Raw genomic sequence first — 15054 nt, 5'->3', positions numbered from 1 at the left:
AGGCCCTATCCGCATATTGTCGTCATCCCGGACGCAGCGGCGCAGCCGCGTAGATCCGGGACCCACCCACCGCCGAGAAGTTTCCAGGCGCCGACCCCGACCGAACCCCGAGCAGACCATGACCGAACCGTCCCAGCCCATCCGGGCGCCCGAGATCGCCGGCGAGGAACTGGTCGACTTCGGCGCCCGCGTCGCCGCCAACGCCGCCGCGTTCCCGGACAGGCCGGCGGTGATCGACGAGGACCGCACGCTCACCTGGCGCGAATTCGGCGTCCTGGCCGCCCGGATCGCCGCCCGGCTGGCGGCGGCCGGGGTCGGGCGCGGCGACAACGTGGCCAGCCTGGCGGAGAACTCGGCCGCCCATGTGGCGCTGTACGCCGCGGCACTGAGTGCCGGCGCCTGCATGGTGCCGCTGCCGTTCAGCGCCGCCCCGGACGCCCTGCGGAAGATGCGCGACGACAGCGGCGCGCGGCTGCTGTTCGCCTCGACCGCCCGGATGGCGACCGCCACAGGCCTCGGTGCGACGGAGACGGTCGACCTCGCCGACATCGACGGATGGTGCGGCGATGCCGCCCCGCGCCCGCCCGTGGCCGTCGACCCCGGCGACCCGTTCAACATCATCTATTCCAGCGGCACCACCGGCACGCCCAAGGGCATCCTGCACCCGCACCGCTTCCGCTCGCGCCAGATCCGGCGCTTCGCGACCATGGGGATCGGCCCCGACACGATCATGCTGGCCTCGACCCCGCTGTACTCCAACACCACCCTGGTGGCGGTGCTGCCGACCCTGGCGCTGGGCGGCACGGTGGTCACCATGGCGCGGTTCGACACGAAGCGCTTCCTGGCGCTCAGCCAGCGCCACCGGGCGACCCACACCATGCTGGTGCCGGTGCAGTACATGCGGCTGATGGACGAGCCGGAATTCGACCGCTTCGACCTGTCGTCCTACCGGGCCAAGTTCTCGACCTCCGCACCGCTGCCCGGCCCGCTGATCGCGCGGGTGATGGCGCGCTGGCCGGGCAACCTGATCGAGATCTACGGCCTGACCGAGGGCGGCATCTCGACGACGCTGGACTGCGCCGCCCACCCGGACAAGTGGGACACCGCCGGCCGGCCGTCGCCGGGCGCCGACGTCAGGATCATCGACGAGCACGGAACGGAACTGCCGCCGGGGTCGTTCGGCGAGATCGTCGGCCGATCCGGCGCCATGATGCAGGGCTATTTCAACGCCCCCGACAGATCCGCCGAGATGGTCTGGCGCAGCCCGGAGGGCGACGACTTCATCCGCTCCGGCGACATGGGGCGGTTCGACGCGGACGGCTTCCTGCAGCTGCTGGACCGCAAGAAGGACATGATCATCTCCGGCGGCTTCAACATCTACGCCGCCGACCTGGAGGCGGTGCTGCGCGGCCACCTCGACGTCGCCGACGTGGCGGTGATCGCGATCCCCAGCCGGGAATGGGGCGAGACCCCGCTCGGCCTGGTGGTGGCGAGGCCAGGGACGGCCGCTGACGCCGAGGCGATCCGCGACTGGGCGAACGCCCGCCTCGGCAAGACCCAGCGGCTGTCGGCGGTCGAGCTGCGCGAGGACCTGCCGCGCAGCGAGATCGGCAAGATCCTCAAGCGCGAGCTGCGGGCGGCGTATTGGGGGTAGCGGCCCTTCGCGGCCCCCGGCGCGAGGCCGGGGGCACCTCAGGGCGACAGAATATATCACTATCGCCCTGAGGTGCCCGCAGCGCAGCGAAGGGTCGGCCAGCCGCGAGGGGCTACCCCCGCAGATTCTCCCGCAGGGTGCTGCCGGTATAGCGCTTGCGGAAGATCCCGCGACGCTGCAGCTCCGGCACCACGGCGCGGCAGAACTGCTCGAACATGCCCGGGAACATGGTCGGCGACAGCACGAAGCCGTCGCGCACCCCGGCCTCGAACAGCCCCTGCAGGCGGTCGGCGATCTGCGCCGGGGTGCCGACCAGCTCGCGCCGGCGGTGGCGCCGGGCCGCGGCCTCGGCGAGAGTCAGGCCCTCGGCCTTCATCGAGCGCTCCTCGCGCGGCGGCAGCGCGTCCATGCCGGCGTTCCTGGCCTCCAGGTCGGTCGCCGAGGTCACCACGTTCCAGGCGACCCGACCGCCGCTCAGCACGTCGAGCGAGCCGAGCCAGCGCGCCAGGTGACAGGGCGTGTGGAAGCTGGTCGACAGGGTGGCACCGAGGCCGAGATGCGTGGTCGCCGCCGCCATGACCGGCAGGACCACGGTCGGGTCGAGGAAGCTGATCTGGCCGCCGCGCCGGACATAGGGGTCGAAGCCGGCGCCGTGGATGTCTTACAGCCCGAACAGGTCGGCGAAGAAACAGCCGTCAAAGCAGCCGGCCTCCAGCACCCGGGCGATGTGCTGGTAGCGGCTGGGGTGCAGGATGTCGTCGAGGGTCGATTCCGGGTGCCGCCAGCCGCCGACATGCAGCGCGGTCGGCCCGGTCTTGAGGTAGGCGACCAGATGCATCTGACGCTGGGCCATGAAACCTCGGGTCTTCAGCGGATGCCGGACTTCTCGACGAGAGCGGCGGCCAACTCGTCGATCTCGTCCTCCGAGTTGTAGTAATGTGGCGAGACGCGAAGCGCACCCTCGCGAAAGCCGATGTGAATGCCCCGATCCCGCAGGTAGGCGACGGTTTCCGGATCGGCGATCGCCGGATGGTGGAAGCTCAGTATCCCGGACCGGGCGCCGGCTTCCATCGGACTTCTGACCTCGAAGCCGTGCCGTCGCGCCAGGTCGGCAAACCGGTCGTTCAGGTGAAGAATTCGTCGTTCGATGCCCTCGATCGTGTAGGCCTCGATTTCTCTGATCCGCTGCGCCAATCCGAAGATCCCCGCCGCGTTCTCGGTGCCGGGTTCGAAACGGGTGGCATTGTCGGGCAGGTCGATTTCACGATTGAAGGCGAAGGGGTCGTTGACGCTCAGCCAGCCGAGCTGGGTTACGCGTGTTCTGGCGAGCATCTCGCCGGACAAGGCCATGAAACCGATGCCCAGGGGGCCGAGCATCCACTTGTGGGCGCTGACGACCAGTGCATCGATTCCCATCGCCTCGACATCGATCGGGACCGCACCGACGCTTTGCGTTCCGTCGACCACGAGGAGTGCGTTGCGGGCATGGGCCACCTCGGCGATCGCCGACAGGTCCGCTCGGAAGCCGTTGAAATACTGAACATGGCTGAGAGCGACCACTCTTGTGCGGTCATCGATCGCGCGGCTCAGTTCCTCCGCCGTTGCCCGACCCTGGACGACCTTCAATCTGCGGAGTTCGACGCCCCGATCCGCCAGGTTGAGCCATGCCAGGTAGTTCGATGGAAATTCCATCTCGGGCACGATGACGTTGTCGCCCGCGCGCCAGTCCTGACCGTTGGCCAGGAGCGAGATGCCGTGCGAGGTGTTCTGGACGAATGCGACATGCGCCGCACTCGTGCCGACCAGCCGCGCAACGGACTCGCGGCATTCCCTGAAGACGGGCTCATATCTCTCGGTCGCGGTTTCATGCTGGGTCGTGTGGATCTCGGTTTGCCGACGGATCGCTTCCTGGACGCCGCGGGAGATCGGTCCGGTCGCCGCGTGGTTGAGATAGTTCACGCGTTCCGACACTGGAAAACGCCGCCGCAGCTCCTCCAGGGACAGGGAGGCACCGTGATCGAAATCGTTCAACTGACCTCTCCCACACAACAGCCGCGAGGAACTCTGAACGGGCCTGCTCCGCTCAACCTACCTGACGGGCCGTGTCCGTCCCACCGATTCACGGCGGCGCCAGAGCCCGGATCAGCGGACCCTTGCCGAGTATCCGACGCAAACGGCGAGGGCGCGCGGCGAAGCGGCACCGAGGCACGGCCCGATACCGCGCCACCGTGCCTCACCCGCCTCCCACCACCCCCGCCTTCCGGAGCGCTGCGATCCGCCCCGGCTCCACGCCCCAGTCGGCCAGCGCCGCGCCGGTGCCGGCGCCGGCGGCCTCCGGCGGCGTCGGGGTCGCCGGCACCGTGCGGCTGAAGCGTGGGGCCGGGGCCGGCTGGGTCACGCCGTCGATCTCGACGAAGGTCCCGCGCGCCCGGTTGTGCGGGTGGCCCGGCGCCTCGGCCATGGTCAGGACCGGGGCGACGCAGGCGTCGGTGCCCTCCAGCACGGCGCACCACTGGTCGCAGGTCCGGGTGGCGATCCGGGCCGCGACCAGGCGCTTCAGCTCGGGCCAGTCGGCCGGGTCGTCGCCGGAGGGCGCGTCGTCGCCGAGCTCGATCAGCCGGAAGAACTCGGCCCGGAAGCGCTTCTCGATCGGCGCCACCGACAGCCAGCGCCCGTCGGCGCAGCGGTAGACCTCGTAGTACGCCGCCCCGGAATCCAGGATGTTGGCGCCGCGCCGTTCGCCCCAGATCCCGGCGGCGGCCATGCCGTAGAAGCCGGCCATCAGCGAGGCGGCGCCGTCGACCATGGCGGCGTCGACCACCTGGCCCCGGCCGGAGCCCCTGGTCTCCAGCAGCGCACAGACCACGCCGAAGGCGAGATACAGCGCGCCGCCGCCGTAGTCGCCGACCAGGTTCAGCGGCGGCGTCGGCGGCGCACCCTCGCGACCGATGGCGGCGAGCGCGCCGGTCAGCGCGATGTAGTTCAGGTCGTGGCCGGCGGCCCTGGCGAGCGGGCCGTCCTGGCCCCAGCCGGTCATCCGGCCGTAGACCAGACGCGGGTTGCGGGCGAGGCAGTCGTCCGGCCCGAGGCCCAGCCGCTCCATGGTGCCGGGGCGGAAGCCCTCGACCAGGGCGTCGGCGCGGGCGACCAGATCGAGCGCCAGGGCCACGCCCTCCGGCTGCTTCAGGTCGATGGCGGCCGAGCGGCGCCCCCGGTGGGTGACCTTGAAGCGGTCGGGCGAGGCGATGCCGAGGTCGCCGGCCGCCTCGATGCGGTCGAGCTTGAGCACCGTCGCCCCCATGTCGGCCAGCAGCATGGCGGCCATCGGCCCGGGGCCGATGCCGGCGAACTCGACGATACGAAATCCGGCGAGCGGTCCCATGGGCGTCTCCTCGTCAGAGCGTGAGAATGTATCCCAGCGCGGTCTGCGCCGGTCTCCCGCGTCCGTCCGCCAGGAGGGCGGCGCAGCGCGATGCGGTGCATCGGGCAAGCCGGCCGACGCCGAGGGCGGGCGCGGGAGACCGGCCCTTCGGGTCGCGTCAGGAAGGCCGCCGGACGGCGTTGCGACGTCTCGCCGATGCGCCGCATCGCCTTCGCCGCCGCTCCTGGCCGGCGACCTTCCTGACGCGACGCAGGCCGTGCTGGGATACATTCTCACGCTCTCAGTCGCTCTTCAGCAGGGCGCCGGCGGCCCGTTCCAGATCGTCGCGGAAGGCAGGATCGGCGATCGCGATCATCCGCCGCGCGCGCTCGGCCAGGCTGCGGCCCTTCAACTCGGCGACGCCCCATTCGGTGACCACCAGGTCGGCGTCGCTGCGCAGGCTGGTGACCGGCCGACCGTCCAGGCTGGCGACGATCCGGCTGACCGCGCCGTCGCGGGCGGTCGAGGGCAGGGCGATGATCGACCGTCCGCCGGGCGCCAGGTTGCCGGCCCGGACGAAGTCAACCTGGCCGCCGACCGCGCCGACATACCTGTTCCCCGCGACCTCGGCGTTGACCTGGCCCGAGAGGTCGACCTCGACCGCCGAGTTGATAGCGGTAAATCCCGGCAGCCGGGCCATCACGTCGACTCCGTGGCTGATTGCCGGCGGCACCAGTTTCACCGCCGGGTTGCGGTCGGCGAAGCGGAACAGCCGCCCGGTGCCGAACAGCGAGCCGCCGGTGGTGATCCCGGTGTCGAACGGCTTGCGCGCGTTGCTGACGGCACCGGCCTCGATCAGGTCGAGGAAGCGGTCGCCCAGCATGCCGGAATGCACGCCGAGATCGCGGTGGCCGGCGAGCGCCGAGAGGATGGCGTCCGGCATGGCGCCGATGCCGGTCTGGATGACGGCGCCGTCGGGGATCCGCCCGGCGACCAGCTCGGCGATGCGCTCCTCGACCGGCCCGATCCGGGCCGGCGCCAGCTCGGCCAGCGGGCGCGAGGTCTCGACCGTCAGGGCGATCTCAAGGTCGTCCGGCCACTCGGCGCCGAAGCAGAACGGCGCCCGGTCGTTGACCTCGGCGATCACCGTCCGGGCCCGGCGGGCGGCGGCCAGCGAGTAGTCGTTGTTGCAGGCCAGGCCGAGCCGGCCGTCGCCGTCGCGCGCCAGCTGCAGCAGCGCCACGTCCACCGGCAGGATGCCGTCGGCGAACAGCCCGGGGATCCGGCTGTACTGCGCCGGCACCACGTCGAGCCGGCCGGCCCGGGCCAGGGCGCCGGCGCCGCCGATGGCGCCGTAGCCGGAAAACGCCAGGCCGTCGGTCGCCGCCGGCGCGAAGCTGTCGGAGAACAGCGCGCCGACGAACACCGTGAGCGGCCCCAGCGCGTGGCGTTGCCGGACCAGCGCCTCGGACAGCGCCGTCGGGTCGCCCGAGGCCTGGCCGACCACCACCGTGTCGCCGGGCCGGACCAGGCCGGCGAAGTCGATCATGTCTGCGGTCGCACTCATTGCCGCCTCACCGGAAGGGCCTGGGAGTGCTATAGTAGCGGGTGCCTGGGGATTGGCGCTTCATCTGTTGAAATACCATTTCATTTTGTGGTATGGTGCCGCTTCGTTTTCGGCGGGAGGAAACCATGCCGTCATTCAAGCCCGTCATCGCGCTGTCCCGCGGCCTCGACGTGCTGCGGGTGGTCAACCAGGAGCGGCTGGCCACCGTCGGCTCGATCCACAAGGCGATCGGCCTCGACAAGGCGACCATCGTGCGGATGCTGGAGACCCTCGAGCACGAGGGCTACGTGATGCGCGACCCGGAGCGCGCCGCCTACGCCCCGACCGGCCGCACCCTGCTGCTCAGCCAGGGCTACAACCAGCATCTCTGGGTCGGCAGCGTGGCCGACCCGATCCTGCAGGAGGTCCGCGACCAGGTCGGCTGGCCGGTCGACATCGCGCTGTTCGACGGCGACGCGATGATCATCTCGCAGACCGCCCAGGAACGCGGCTCGGTGCTGTTCGTGCGGCGCCGGCCGGGCTTCCGGATCCCGGTGCTGACCACTTCGCTGGGGCGCGCCTACCTGGCCTATTGCGGCGACGATGAGCGCCGGGCGATCATCGCGCGGCTGGCGGAGATCCCGGGCCCGGCGACCGAGCTGGCGCGCGACCCGGCGCGGCTGGAAGGCATCCTGGCCGAGGTCCGCCGGCGCGGCTATGCGATCACCGATCCGAGCTACAGCCACGAGATGTTCGACGACAAGGTCTGGGCGATCGGCGTGCCGGTCGGCACCGGGGCCCGGGTATTCGCGGCGATCAACGTCATGCTGCTGCACAGTGCCGTGAAGGAGGCCGACGGCGTGCGGCAGTTCCTGGAGCCGCTGCAGCGCACCGCCGCCCGGATCGCCGAGGCGCTGAACGAGCGGACCGAGCGGCGGCGGGCCTGACGCCCGTCGCACCGTGGGTTCCGGATCGACCGCGCCGAGGGCGGCGCGTCCGTCCGGAATGACGAAGATGGGGGTGAGGTGGAGCCGTTCCGCCTGCCCTTTCTTCGTCATTCCGGACCGGACCGCCGCAGGCGGAACGGAGCCGGAACCCACCGGCCGCTCCGTCGCTCCCCTCATCCCGCGATCACCGCCAGGCCGTTGTTCAGGATCACCGTGTCGCGCTCGACCGCCCGGCAGCGGAACGACACCGTCCCGCCGTCCAGCCAGATCTCGGTGCGGATGGTCTCGCCCGGATAGACCGGTGCCGAGAACCGCACGTCCAGGCGCTTCAGCCGCGCCGGGTCGTTGCCGCAGCACGCCCGCAGCACCGCCCGCCCGGCGACCCCGTAGGTCGCGAGGCCGTGCAGGATCGGCCGGTCGAAGCCGACCGCCCGGGCCACCTTCGGGTCGGCGTGCAGCGGGTTGGTGTCGCCCGACAGCCGGTAGATCAGCGCCGCCTGCGGCAGGGTCGGCAGGTCCAGGACGAGCTCCGGGTCGCCGTTCGGCATCGCGTGCGGCGCCGGGGTCGGGCCGGACGGGCCGCCGAATCCGCCCTCGCCGCGCATGAAGGTGGTCGAGGTGACGGTGCACAGCACCTCGCCGCTGGCCTTGTCGACGACGTCGCGCTCCGAGAACAGCAGCGCGCCCTTGCCCTCGCCCTTGTCGACGATCTCGGTCACCCGCGACCGTCCGATCACCGTGCCGGACGGCGGCAGCGGGCGGTGCAGGACCAGCCCCTGCTCGCCGTGCAGTACCTTGCGCCAGTCGACCCCGGTCTCCGGGTCCTTCAGCCAGAACCCCGGATAGCCCAGCACCACCGCCATGGTCGGCAGCGCCTGCAGCCCGTCCTCGTAGACATGGCGCAGGTCGGCGGCGTCCAGCGGGTCGTGGCCGCAGCCCACCCCGAGCGCGTACAGCATGGTGTCGCGCTCGGTGTAGCTGTGCTCCAGCTCCGGGAACGGCCAGTTCATCAGCTTGTCGTAGTCGATCGGCATGCTGTGATCTCTCCTCTGCATTTCTCGCGGCCGGTGGGTTCCGGCTCCGCCGCGCCGAGGGCGGCGCGTCGGTCCGGAATGACGAAGGCTGGTGACGACGACGCTCCATCTCGTCATTCCGGACCGGGCCGCCGAACGGCGGAACGGAGCCGGAACCCACGATGCGACGGGCGGCGGGCGTCGGCTACAGGCTTCTGGCGACGATCTCCTTCATGATCTCGGTGGTGCCGCCGTAGATCCGGTGGACCCGGGCGTCGGCATAGGCGCGGGCGATCGGGAACTCGGTCATGTAGCCGTAGCCGCCATGCAGCTGCAGGCAGGTGTCGACCACCTTGCCCATCAGCTCGGTCAGCCACCATTTCGCCATCGCCGCGGTCGGCACGTCGAGTTCGCCGCGCAGGTGCCTGGCGATGCAGTCGTTCAGGAACACCCGGGCCACATGCGCCTCGGTCTTGACCTCGGCCAGCTTGAAGCGGGTGTTCTGGAAGTCGGCGATCGCCCGGCCGAATGCCTGGCGCCCGCGGGTGTAGGCGATGGTCCACTCCAGGGCCGCTTCGATCACGGTGACCGCCGAGATGGCGATCAGCAGGCGCTCCTGCGGCAGCTCCTGCATCAGGTAGCGGAAGCCCTGGTTCTCCTCGCCCAGCAGATTTGTGATCGGGACCCGAACGTCGTCGAAGAACAGCTCCGAGGTGTCCTGGGCCTTCAGCCCGATCTTGTCGAGGTTGCGGCCGCGCGCGAAGCCGGCGCGGTCGGCCTCGACCAGGATCAGGCTGGTGCCCTTGGCGCCCAGGGCCGGGTCGGTCTTGCACACCACCACGATCAGGTCGGCCAGCTGGCCGTTGGTGATGAAGGTCTTCTGGCCGTTGACGACGTAGTGATTGCCGTCGCGCACGGCCGATGTGCGCACGCCCTGCAGGTCGCTGCCGGTCCCGGGCTCGGTCATGGCGATGGCGGTCACCACCTCGCCGCGGGCCATGCGCGGCAGCCACGCGCGCTTCAGGTCCTCCGACCCGTAGTGCAGGATGTAGGGCGCCACGATGTCGGAATGCAGGCGGAAGCCCGGCCCCGAATACACGTGGCGCATCATCTCCTCGATCATCACCACCGAGGTCAGGAAGTCGGCGCCGCCGCCGCCGTATTCCTCCGGGATGGCGGTCAGCAGCAGCCCGGCCTCGCCGGCCTTGCGCCAGAGCTCGCGGTCGACGACGCCCTGCTGTTCCCAGCGGGCGTGGTGCGGCGCCACCTCGGCCTCGACGAAGCGGCGCGCCGTCTCGCGGAACAGCGCGTGCTCCTCGCGGAACAGCGGCTCGGTCATCGGCTCCTCCCTGCCTCGGCGGGCCCGTTGCCGGCCCTTCGTCGGTCGAAGCCTAGCGGGATGACCCGACGAATGAAATATCGTTTCGAAAAGCTGCGGCTCGGTCGCGAAACGCGACGACACCCATGCGCGGCACGGCCGTTCTATCGCCCCCGCCGCTCGCCCGATATGGTCGCCATGGTGCCGGACCGTCTCCAGGAGCCCGTCTCGTGAAATTCTTGATCCTCGACCAGTCGATCGCCGGCTCCGGCCGCCCGCAGGGCCAGGCGATCCGCGACACCCTGGCGCTGGCGCAGAAATGCGACGCCCTCGGCTACCACCGGTTCTGGGTGTCCGAGCATCACAGCCACCCGACCATCGTCGGCACCGCGCCGGAGATCCTGATCGCGGCGATCGCCACCCACACGAAGACCATCCGGGTCGGCAGCGCCGGCGTGATGCTGCCGCACTACGCGCCGCTGAAGGTGGCCGAGCAGTTCCGGGTGCTGGACGCCCTGGCGCCCGGCCGCATCGACCTCGGGCTCGGACGTGCCCCCGGGTCCGACGGCCGCACGGCGTTCGCGCTCAACCCGCTGGCCAACGAGCGGCCGGCCCAGTTCCCGAGCGACGTCGCCGACCTGATGGCATGGCTGCACGGCGAGCCGCTGCGCGAGGGCCATCCCTTCGCGGTCGTCGAGGCGATGCCGAAGGGCGACACCGCACCGGAGATCTGGATGCTCGGCAGCTCGAACTACGGCGCCCAGGTCGGGGCGCATTTCGGCCTGCCCTACAGCTTCGCCTGGTTCTTCACCGACGGCCGCGGCGGCCAGGAGGCGCTCGACCTGTACCGCACCCACTACCAGCCGAGTGTGCGGCATCCGGAGCCGAACGCCGGGATCTGCGTGTGGGCGCTGGCCGCGGAGACCGCGGACGAGGCGCAGTACCACTACAGCTCGCGGGCCCACTGGCAGCTGCACCGCGACCGCGGCATCTACCTGCCGCTCGACCCGCCGGAACATGCGCTCGGCCAGGACTACACCGCCGCCGAGGCGGCCCGGATCGCCGAGCTGCGGCGCACCGCGATGGTCGGCACCGCACCCGAGGTCGCGGCCCGGATCCGCGAGTTGGCCGGTCGGCTGCAGGTCGACGAGGTGGCGATCGTCACCTGGGCCCATGACGAGCAGGCCCGGCACACCAGCTACAGCCTGCTGGCCAGGGAACTGGGGCTGGCGCCGCGTCCCGCCGCATAGCGGCCGCGGGAACGCCGATGCCGCCATTCGCCGCCGGGCCGGTCTCGCCGCGTCGCCTGGTGGCGATCGTCTGTGCGGCCCAGGTGCTGGCGCAGATCGGCGCCTACGCCTGGCCGGCCCTGGTGCCCGGCCGCATGGAGGCGTGGGGCATCGACAACGCCGACGCCGGCTGGATCACCGGCCTGTTCTACCTGGCCTATGCGGTCGCCGTGCCGGTTCTGGTGACCCTGACCGACCGGGTCGATCCCAAGCGCGTCTACCTGTTCGGCGTGGCGGTGACCGTGGTCGGCCATCTGGTCTTCGCGACGATCGCCGACGGCTTCTGGTCGGCGGCCTTCGCGCGCGTGCTGGCCGGGGTCGGCTGGGCCGGGACCTACATGACCGGGCTCAAGCTGCTGGCCGACCGGGTCGACGACCGGCTGATGTCGCGGGCGGTCGCCGGCCATGCGCTCAGCATCGGGCTGGCCGGCGCGGCGTCCTTCCTGTTCGCCGGCGTGCTCGACGACCTGTTCGGCTGGCGCAGCGTGTTCTGGGGGTCGGCGGCCTGCGCGGCGGCGGCCTGGCTGACGGTCGCGCTCGCGGCCCCGGCCCAGCCGGGGCGCAGCGAGCCGCTGGCCGGAAGGCTGTTCGACTTCATGCCGGTGCTGCGCAACCGCTCGGCCATGGCCTACGCGATCGCGTACTGCGTCCACACCTGGGAGATGAACACCCTGCGCGGCTGGGGCGTCGCCTTCCTGGTCTGGGTGGCGGCGACCACCGGCGAGGAGCCGTGGCTGCCGGCGACCGCCGCGATCACCCTGGTCGGGCTGGCCGGGACCTGGGCCAGCGTCGCCGGCAACGAGGCGTCGATCCGCCTGGGCCGGCAGCGGCTGGTGCGGGCCGCGATGCTGGCGTCCGCCGTCTGCGCCGCCGGAATCGGCTTCCTCGGCCCGGTCTCCTACAGCGTCGCCGTGGCGCTGGTGCTGGTCTACGGCGTGGTGATCTGGCTCGACTCCTCGTCGCTCACCGCCGGGGCCGCCGGCAGCGCCCTGCCCGGCCGGCGCGGCGCCACACTGGCGGTGCATTCGATGCTCGGTTATGCCGGCGGCTTCGCCGGACCGCTGATCATGGGCGTGGTGCTGGACCTCGCCGGCGGCATGTCGACGCAAGGCTGGGGCCTCGCCTTCCTGCACGTCGCGGCGGCCATGCTGGTCGGCCGCGTCGCCTTCGCGATGCTGCGCCCGCGGGCGCTGCCGGGCGACCGTCCGGGCGGCTGATCGCCTCTCGATTTCGTCCGGTGAAACGGCGTTTCGGTCGATTGACGCCGCCGTTCCCGGGTGCAAAGCTTCGGGGCCGCAAGAAGCAGACGAAGACGAGTCCGGGAGAGAGACGACATGGAATCGGGCAACCCGTCCGCCGGCCGGGCCCTCGACGGCAAGGTCGTGGTGGTGACCGGCGCCGGCCGCGGGATCGGGCGCGAGATCGCGCTGCTGGCCGCCGCCGAGGGCGCCAGGGTGGTGGTCAACGACTTGGGCGGCGCGCCCGACGGCGAGGGCGCCAGCGCCGCGCCGGCCGAGGAGGTGGTCGAGGCGATCCGGGCCGCCGGCGGCACCGCGGTCGCCAGTTTCGACAGCGTCGCCGACCCGCTGGCCGCCGCCGCCATCGTCGAGACCGCGCTGACCCACTACGGCCGGCTCGACGGCGTGGTGAACAACGCCGGCATCCTGCGCGACGCGATCTTCCACAAGATGAGCGTGGCGGACTTCGAGACCGTCATCAAAGTCCACCTGATGGGCAGCTTCTACGTCAGCCACGCCGCCGCCCGGATCTTCCGCGAGCAGGAGAGCGGGTCCTTCGTCCATTTCACCTCGACCTCGGGGCTGGTCGGGAACTACGGGCAGGCCAACTACGCCGCCGCCAAGATGGGCATCGTCGGGCTGTCGAAGTCGATCGCCCTCGACATGGCGCGCTTCAACGTGCGCTCGAACTGCGTGTCGCCGTTCGCCTGGAGCCGGCTGATCGGCACCATCCCGACCTCGACCGAGGCCGAGAAGGCCCGGGTCGCCCGCATCCAGGCCATGGGGCCGGAGAAGATCGCGCCGCTCAGCGCCTTCCTGCTCGGCGACGCGGCGAAGGACGTCACCGGGCAGATCTTCGCGGTCCGGATGAACGAGATCTACCTGATGGGCCAGTCCCGGCCGATCCGCTCGGTACACCGCTCCGACGGCTGGACCTGCGACAGCATCGCCGAGCACGCCATCCCGGCGCTGCGGTCGTCGTTCTACCCGCTCGACCGCTCGGGCGACATCTTCTCCTGGGACCCGGTGTGAGATGAGTGGGGATGCCTTGGAGCGGCGGGTGGGTTCCGGCTCCGTCCCGCCTCCGGCGGTCCGGTCCGGAATGACGATGAAGGGGGAAGGCGCGGTCCTCGCCACGTTCTCCTCCGTCGTCATTCCGGACGGGCGCGCCGCCCTCGGCGCGGTCGAGCCGGAACCCACCGTCCCGATGGCAGCCCGGAGACCATGACATGACCACCGGCATTCTCGCCTACGGCGCCTACATTCCGCGGCTGCGGCTGCAGCGCCGTGTCATCGCCGAGGCCAACGGCTGGCTGAACCCGGCGCTGAAGGGCCTGGCGCGCGGCGAGCGGGCGATCTGCAACTGGGACGAGGACCCGGTGACCATGGCGGTCGAGGCGGCCCGCGACGCGCTGGCCGGCCGCGACCGCGCGACCGTGGCGGAGCTGCGCTTCGCCTCGACCACCTTCCCGTTCCAGGACCGCCTGAACGGCGGCGTGGTCGCCGAGGCGCTGCGGCTGTCCGAGGAGATCGCCGCGACCGACGTCGGCGCCACCCAGCGCGCCGCCACCTCGGCGCTGGCGGCCGCCCTGAAGAGCGGGTCGGAATCCCTGGTGGTGGCCGCCGAGCAACGCCGGGCCAGGGCGGCCAGCCCGCTGGAGATGGCGGCCGGCGACGGAGCCGCCGCGGTGCTCGTCGGGGACGGCGAGCCGGTCGCGGTGCTGCTGGCCAGCGCCGCCCGGACGGTGGATTTCGTCGACCACTACCGGACCGCCGACTCGGTCTACGACTACCAGTGGGAGGAGCGCTGGATCCGCGACGCCGGCTACATGCCGACGGTGCCGCCGGTGATCGGCCGCTGCCTGGCGGCGGCCGGGGTCGGTGCCGCCGAGGTCACGCATTTCTGCATGCCGACGACGCTGCCGCGGGTCGCGGCGATGGTCGCCAAGGCGGCCGGCATCCCGGACGACGCGGTGCGCGACAACCTGGCGGCGGTGTGCGGCGACACCGGTGCCGCGCACCCGCTGATGCTGCTGGTGGCGGCGCTCGAGGACGCCAGGGCCGGCGACCGCATCCTGGTGGTCGGCTTCGGCCAGGGCGCCGACGCGCTGCTGTTCGAGGTCACCCCGGCGATAGCGGCCCGGCCGGCCGGGCTCGGCGTGAAGGGCCACCTGGCCCGCCGGCGCGAGGAGACCAGCTACGCCAGGTTCCTGGCGTTCAACGACACCGTCGAGGTCGAGCGCGGCATGCGCGCCGAGGCCGACAAGCTGACCCCGCTGTCGGCGATGTGGCGCAACCGCGACGCGGTGACCGGCTTCGTCGGCGGCCATTGCCGGCAGTGCGGCACCCTGCAGTTCCCGCGCAGCCGGATCTGCGTGAACCCGAACTGCAACGCGGTCGACAGCCAGGAGCCGCACCCGTTCGCCGAGAAGCGGGCCAGGGTCAACTCCTACACGGCGGACCGGCTGACCTACTCGCCGGACCCGCCGGCCTGCTACGGCATGATCCAGTTCGACGACGGCGGCCGCTGGATGATGGACTTCACCGACATCGACGCCGACGACCTGGCGGTCGGGCAGGCGATGCGGATGACGTTCCGGATCAAGGACATCGACACGCAGCGCGGGTTCCGCCGGTACTTCTGGAAGGCCGCGCCCGCAACCGGCGGCAGCCAGCCGCGATAGGGAG

The 15054-nt window shown here is 71.5% G+C and carries 13 protein-coding genes; 6 read left to right on the top strand and 7 right to left on the bottom strand.

Features of this window, described 5'->3' with window-relative positions:
* The first annotated feature begins 118 nt into the window (after positions 1-118).
* Positions 119-1654: a class I adenylate-forming enzyme family protein gene (locus RIC31_RS08085; protein WP_350104978.1), complete on the top strand. Its 1536-nt coding sequence runs from the start codon at positions 119-121 to the stop codon at positions 1652-1654.
* Positions 1655-1766: 112 nt separating this feature from the next.
* On the opposite strand, the gene RIC31_RS08080 is transcribed toward RIC31_RS08085, so the two are convergent.
* The 5 genes from RIC31_RS08080 to RIC31_RS08060 all read right to left on the bottom strand — a co-directional run bounded on the left by RIC31_RS08080 (position 1767) and on the right by RIC31_RS08060 (position 6582).
* Positions 1767-2267: an LLM class flavin-dependent oxidoreductase gene (locus RIC31_RS08080; protein ID WP_350105709.1), complete on the bottom strand. Its 501-nt coding sequence runs from the start codon at positions 2265-2267 to the stop codon at positions 1767-1769.
* 48 nt (positions 2268-2315) lie between these two features.
* Positions 2316-2507: a hypothetical protein gene (locus tag RIC31_RS08075; RefSeq protein ID WP_350104976.1), complete on the bottom strand. Its 192-nt coding sequence runs from the start codon at positions 2505-2507 to the stop codon at positions 2316-2318.
* A 14-nt stretch (positions 2508-2521) separates the two neighbouring features.
* Entirely contained in the window at positions 2522-3685 is a 1164-nt protein-coding gene (locus RIC31_RS08070; RefSeq protein WP_350104974.1) for an aminotransferase class V-fold PLP-dependent enzyme, read from the bottom strand.
* Positions 3686-3887: 202 nt separating this feature from the next.
* Complete coding sequence (locus RIC31_RS08065) at positions 3888-5036, bottom strand: CaiB/BaiF CoA transferase family protein (RefSeq protein WP_350104971.1); 1149 nt, start codon at positions 5034-5036, stop codon at positions 3888-3890.
* Between the two features lie 280 nt (positions 5037-5316).
* Positions 5317-6582: an acetyl-CoA hydrolase/transferase family protein gene (locus RIC31_RS08060; RefSeq protein ID WP_350104969.1), complete on the bottom strand. Its 1266-nt coding sequence runs from the start codon at positions 6580-6582 to the stop codon at positions 5317-5319.
* A 125-nt stretch (positions 6583-6707) separates the two neighbouring features.
* Between RIC31_RS08060 and RIC31_RS08055 the strand changes: the two genes are divergently transcribed.
* A complete protein-coding gene (locus tag RIC31_RS08055) occupies positions 6708-7508 on the top strand; it encodes an IclR family transcriptional regulator domain-containing protein (RefSeq protein WP_350104967.1) in 801 nt (266 codons plus the stop codon).
* A gap of 173 nt (positions 7509-7681) precedes the next feature.
* Here RIC31_RS08055 and RIC31_RS08050 read toward each other — a convergent pair whose 3' ends face one another.
* Together RIC31_RS08050 and RIC31_RS08045 are read right to left on the bottom strand one after the other, a co-directional pair.
* Complete coding sequence (locus RIC31_RS08050; protein ID WP_350104964.1) at positions 7682-8542, bottom strand: MaoC/PaaZ C-terminal domain-containing protein; 861 nt, start codon at positions 8540-8542, stop codon at positions 7682-7684.
* A gap of 184 nt (positions 8543-8726) precedes the next feature.
* Positions 8727-9860, bottom strand: coding sequence for an acyl-CoA dehydrogenase family protein (locus RIC31_RS08045; RefSeq protein ID WP_350104962.1), 1134 nt, complete (start codon positions 9858-9860; stop codon positions 8727-8729).
* A 209-nt stretch (positions 9861-10069) separates the two neighbouring features.
* Here RIC31_RS08045 and RIC31_RS08040 point away from each other — a divergent pair, with 209 nt between their 5' ends.
* From RIC31_RS08040 to RIC31_RS08025, 4 genes are all read left to right on the top strand, one after another.
* Positions 10070-11089 carry an LLM class flavin-dependent oxidoreductase gene (locus tag RIC31_RS08040; RefSeq protein ID WP_350104960.1) on the top strand — a complete coding sequence of 340 codons (1020 nt, stop codon included), beginning with the start codon at positions 10070-10072 and terminating at the stop codon, positions 11087-11089.
* A gap of 17 nt (positions 11090-11106) precedes the next feature.
* The gene (locus RIC31_RS08035) at positions 11107-12345 is read left to right on the top strand and encodes an MFS transporter (protein ID WP_350104958.1); all 1239 of its coding nucleotides are present in this window, start codon (positions 11107-11109) and stop codon (positions 12343-12345) included.
* A gap of 117 nt (positions 12346-12462) precedes the next feature.
* The gene (locus tag RIC31_RS08030; protein WP_350104955.1) at positions 12463-13398 is read left to right on the top strand and encodes an SDR family NAD(P)-dependent oxidoreductase; all 936 of its coding nucleotides are present in this window, start codon (positions 12463-12465) and stop codon (positions 13396-13398) included.
* 197 nt (positions 13399-13595) lie between these two features.
* Positions 13596-15050: a 3-oxoacyl-[acyl-carrier-protein] synthase III C-terminal domain-containing protein gene (locus RIC31_RS08025; RefSeq protein ID WP_350104953.1), complete on the top strand. Its 1455-nt coding sequence runs from the start codon at positions 13596-13598 to the stop codon at positions 15048-15050.
* Positions 15051-15054 lie beyond the last annotated feature (4 nt).

Origin of the sequence: Thalassobaculum sp. (genome assembly GCF_040219615.1) — a bacterium.
In the GTDB taxonomy this organism is placed as follows: domain Bacteria; phylum Pseudomonadota; class Alphaproteobacteria; order Thalassobaculales; family Thalassobaculaceae; genus Thalassobaculum_A.
The sequence above is the reverse complement of the archived record's forward strand: the minus strand, read 5'-3'. Positions and strand labels throughout refer to the sequence as shown.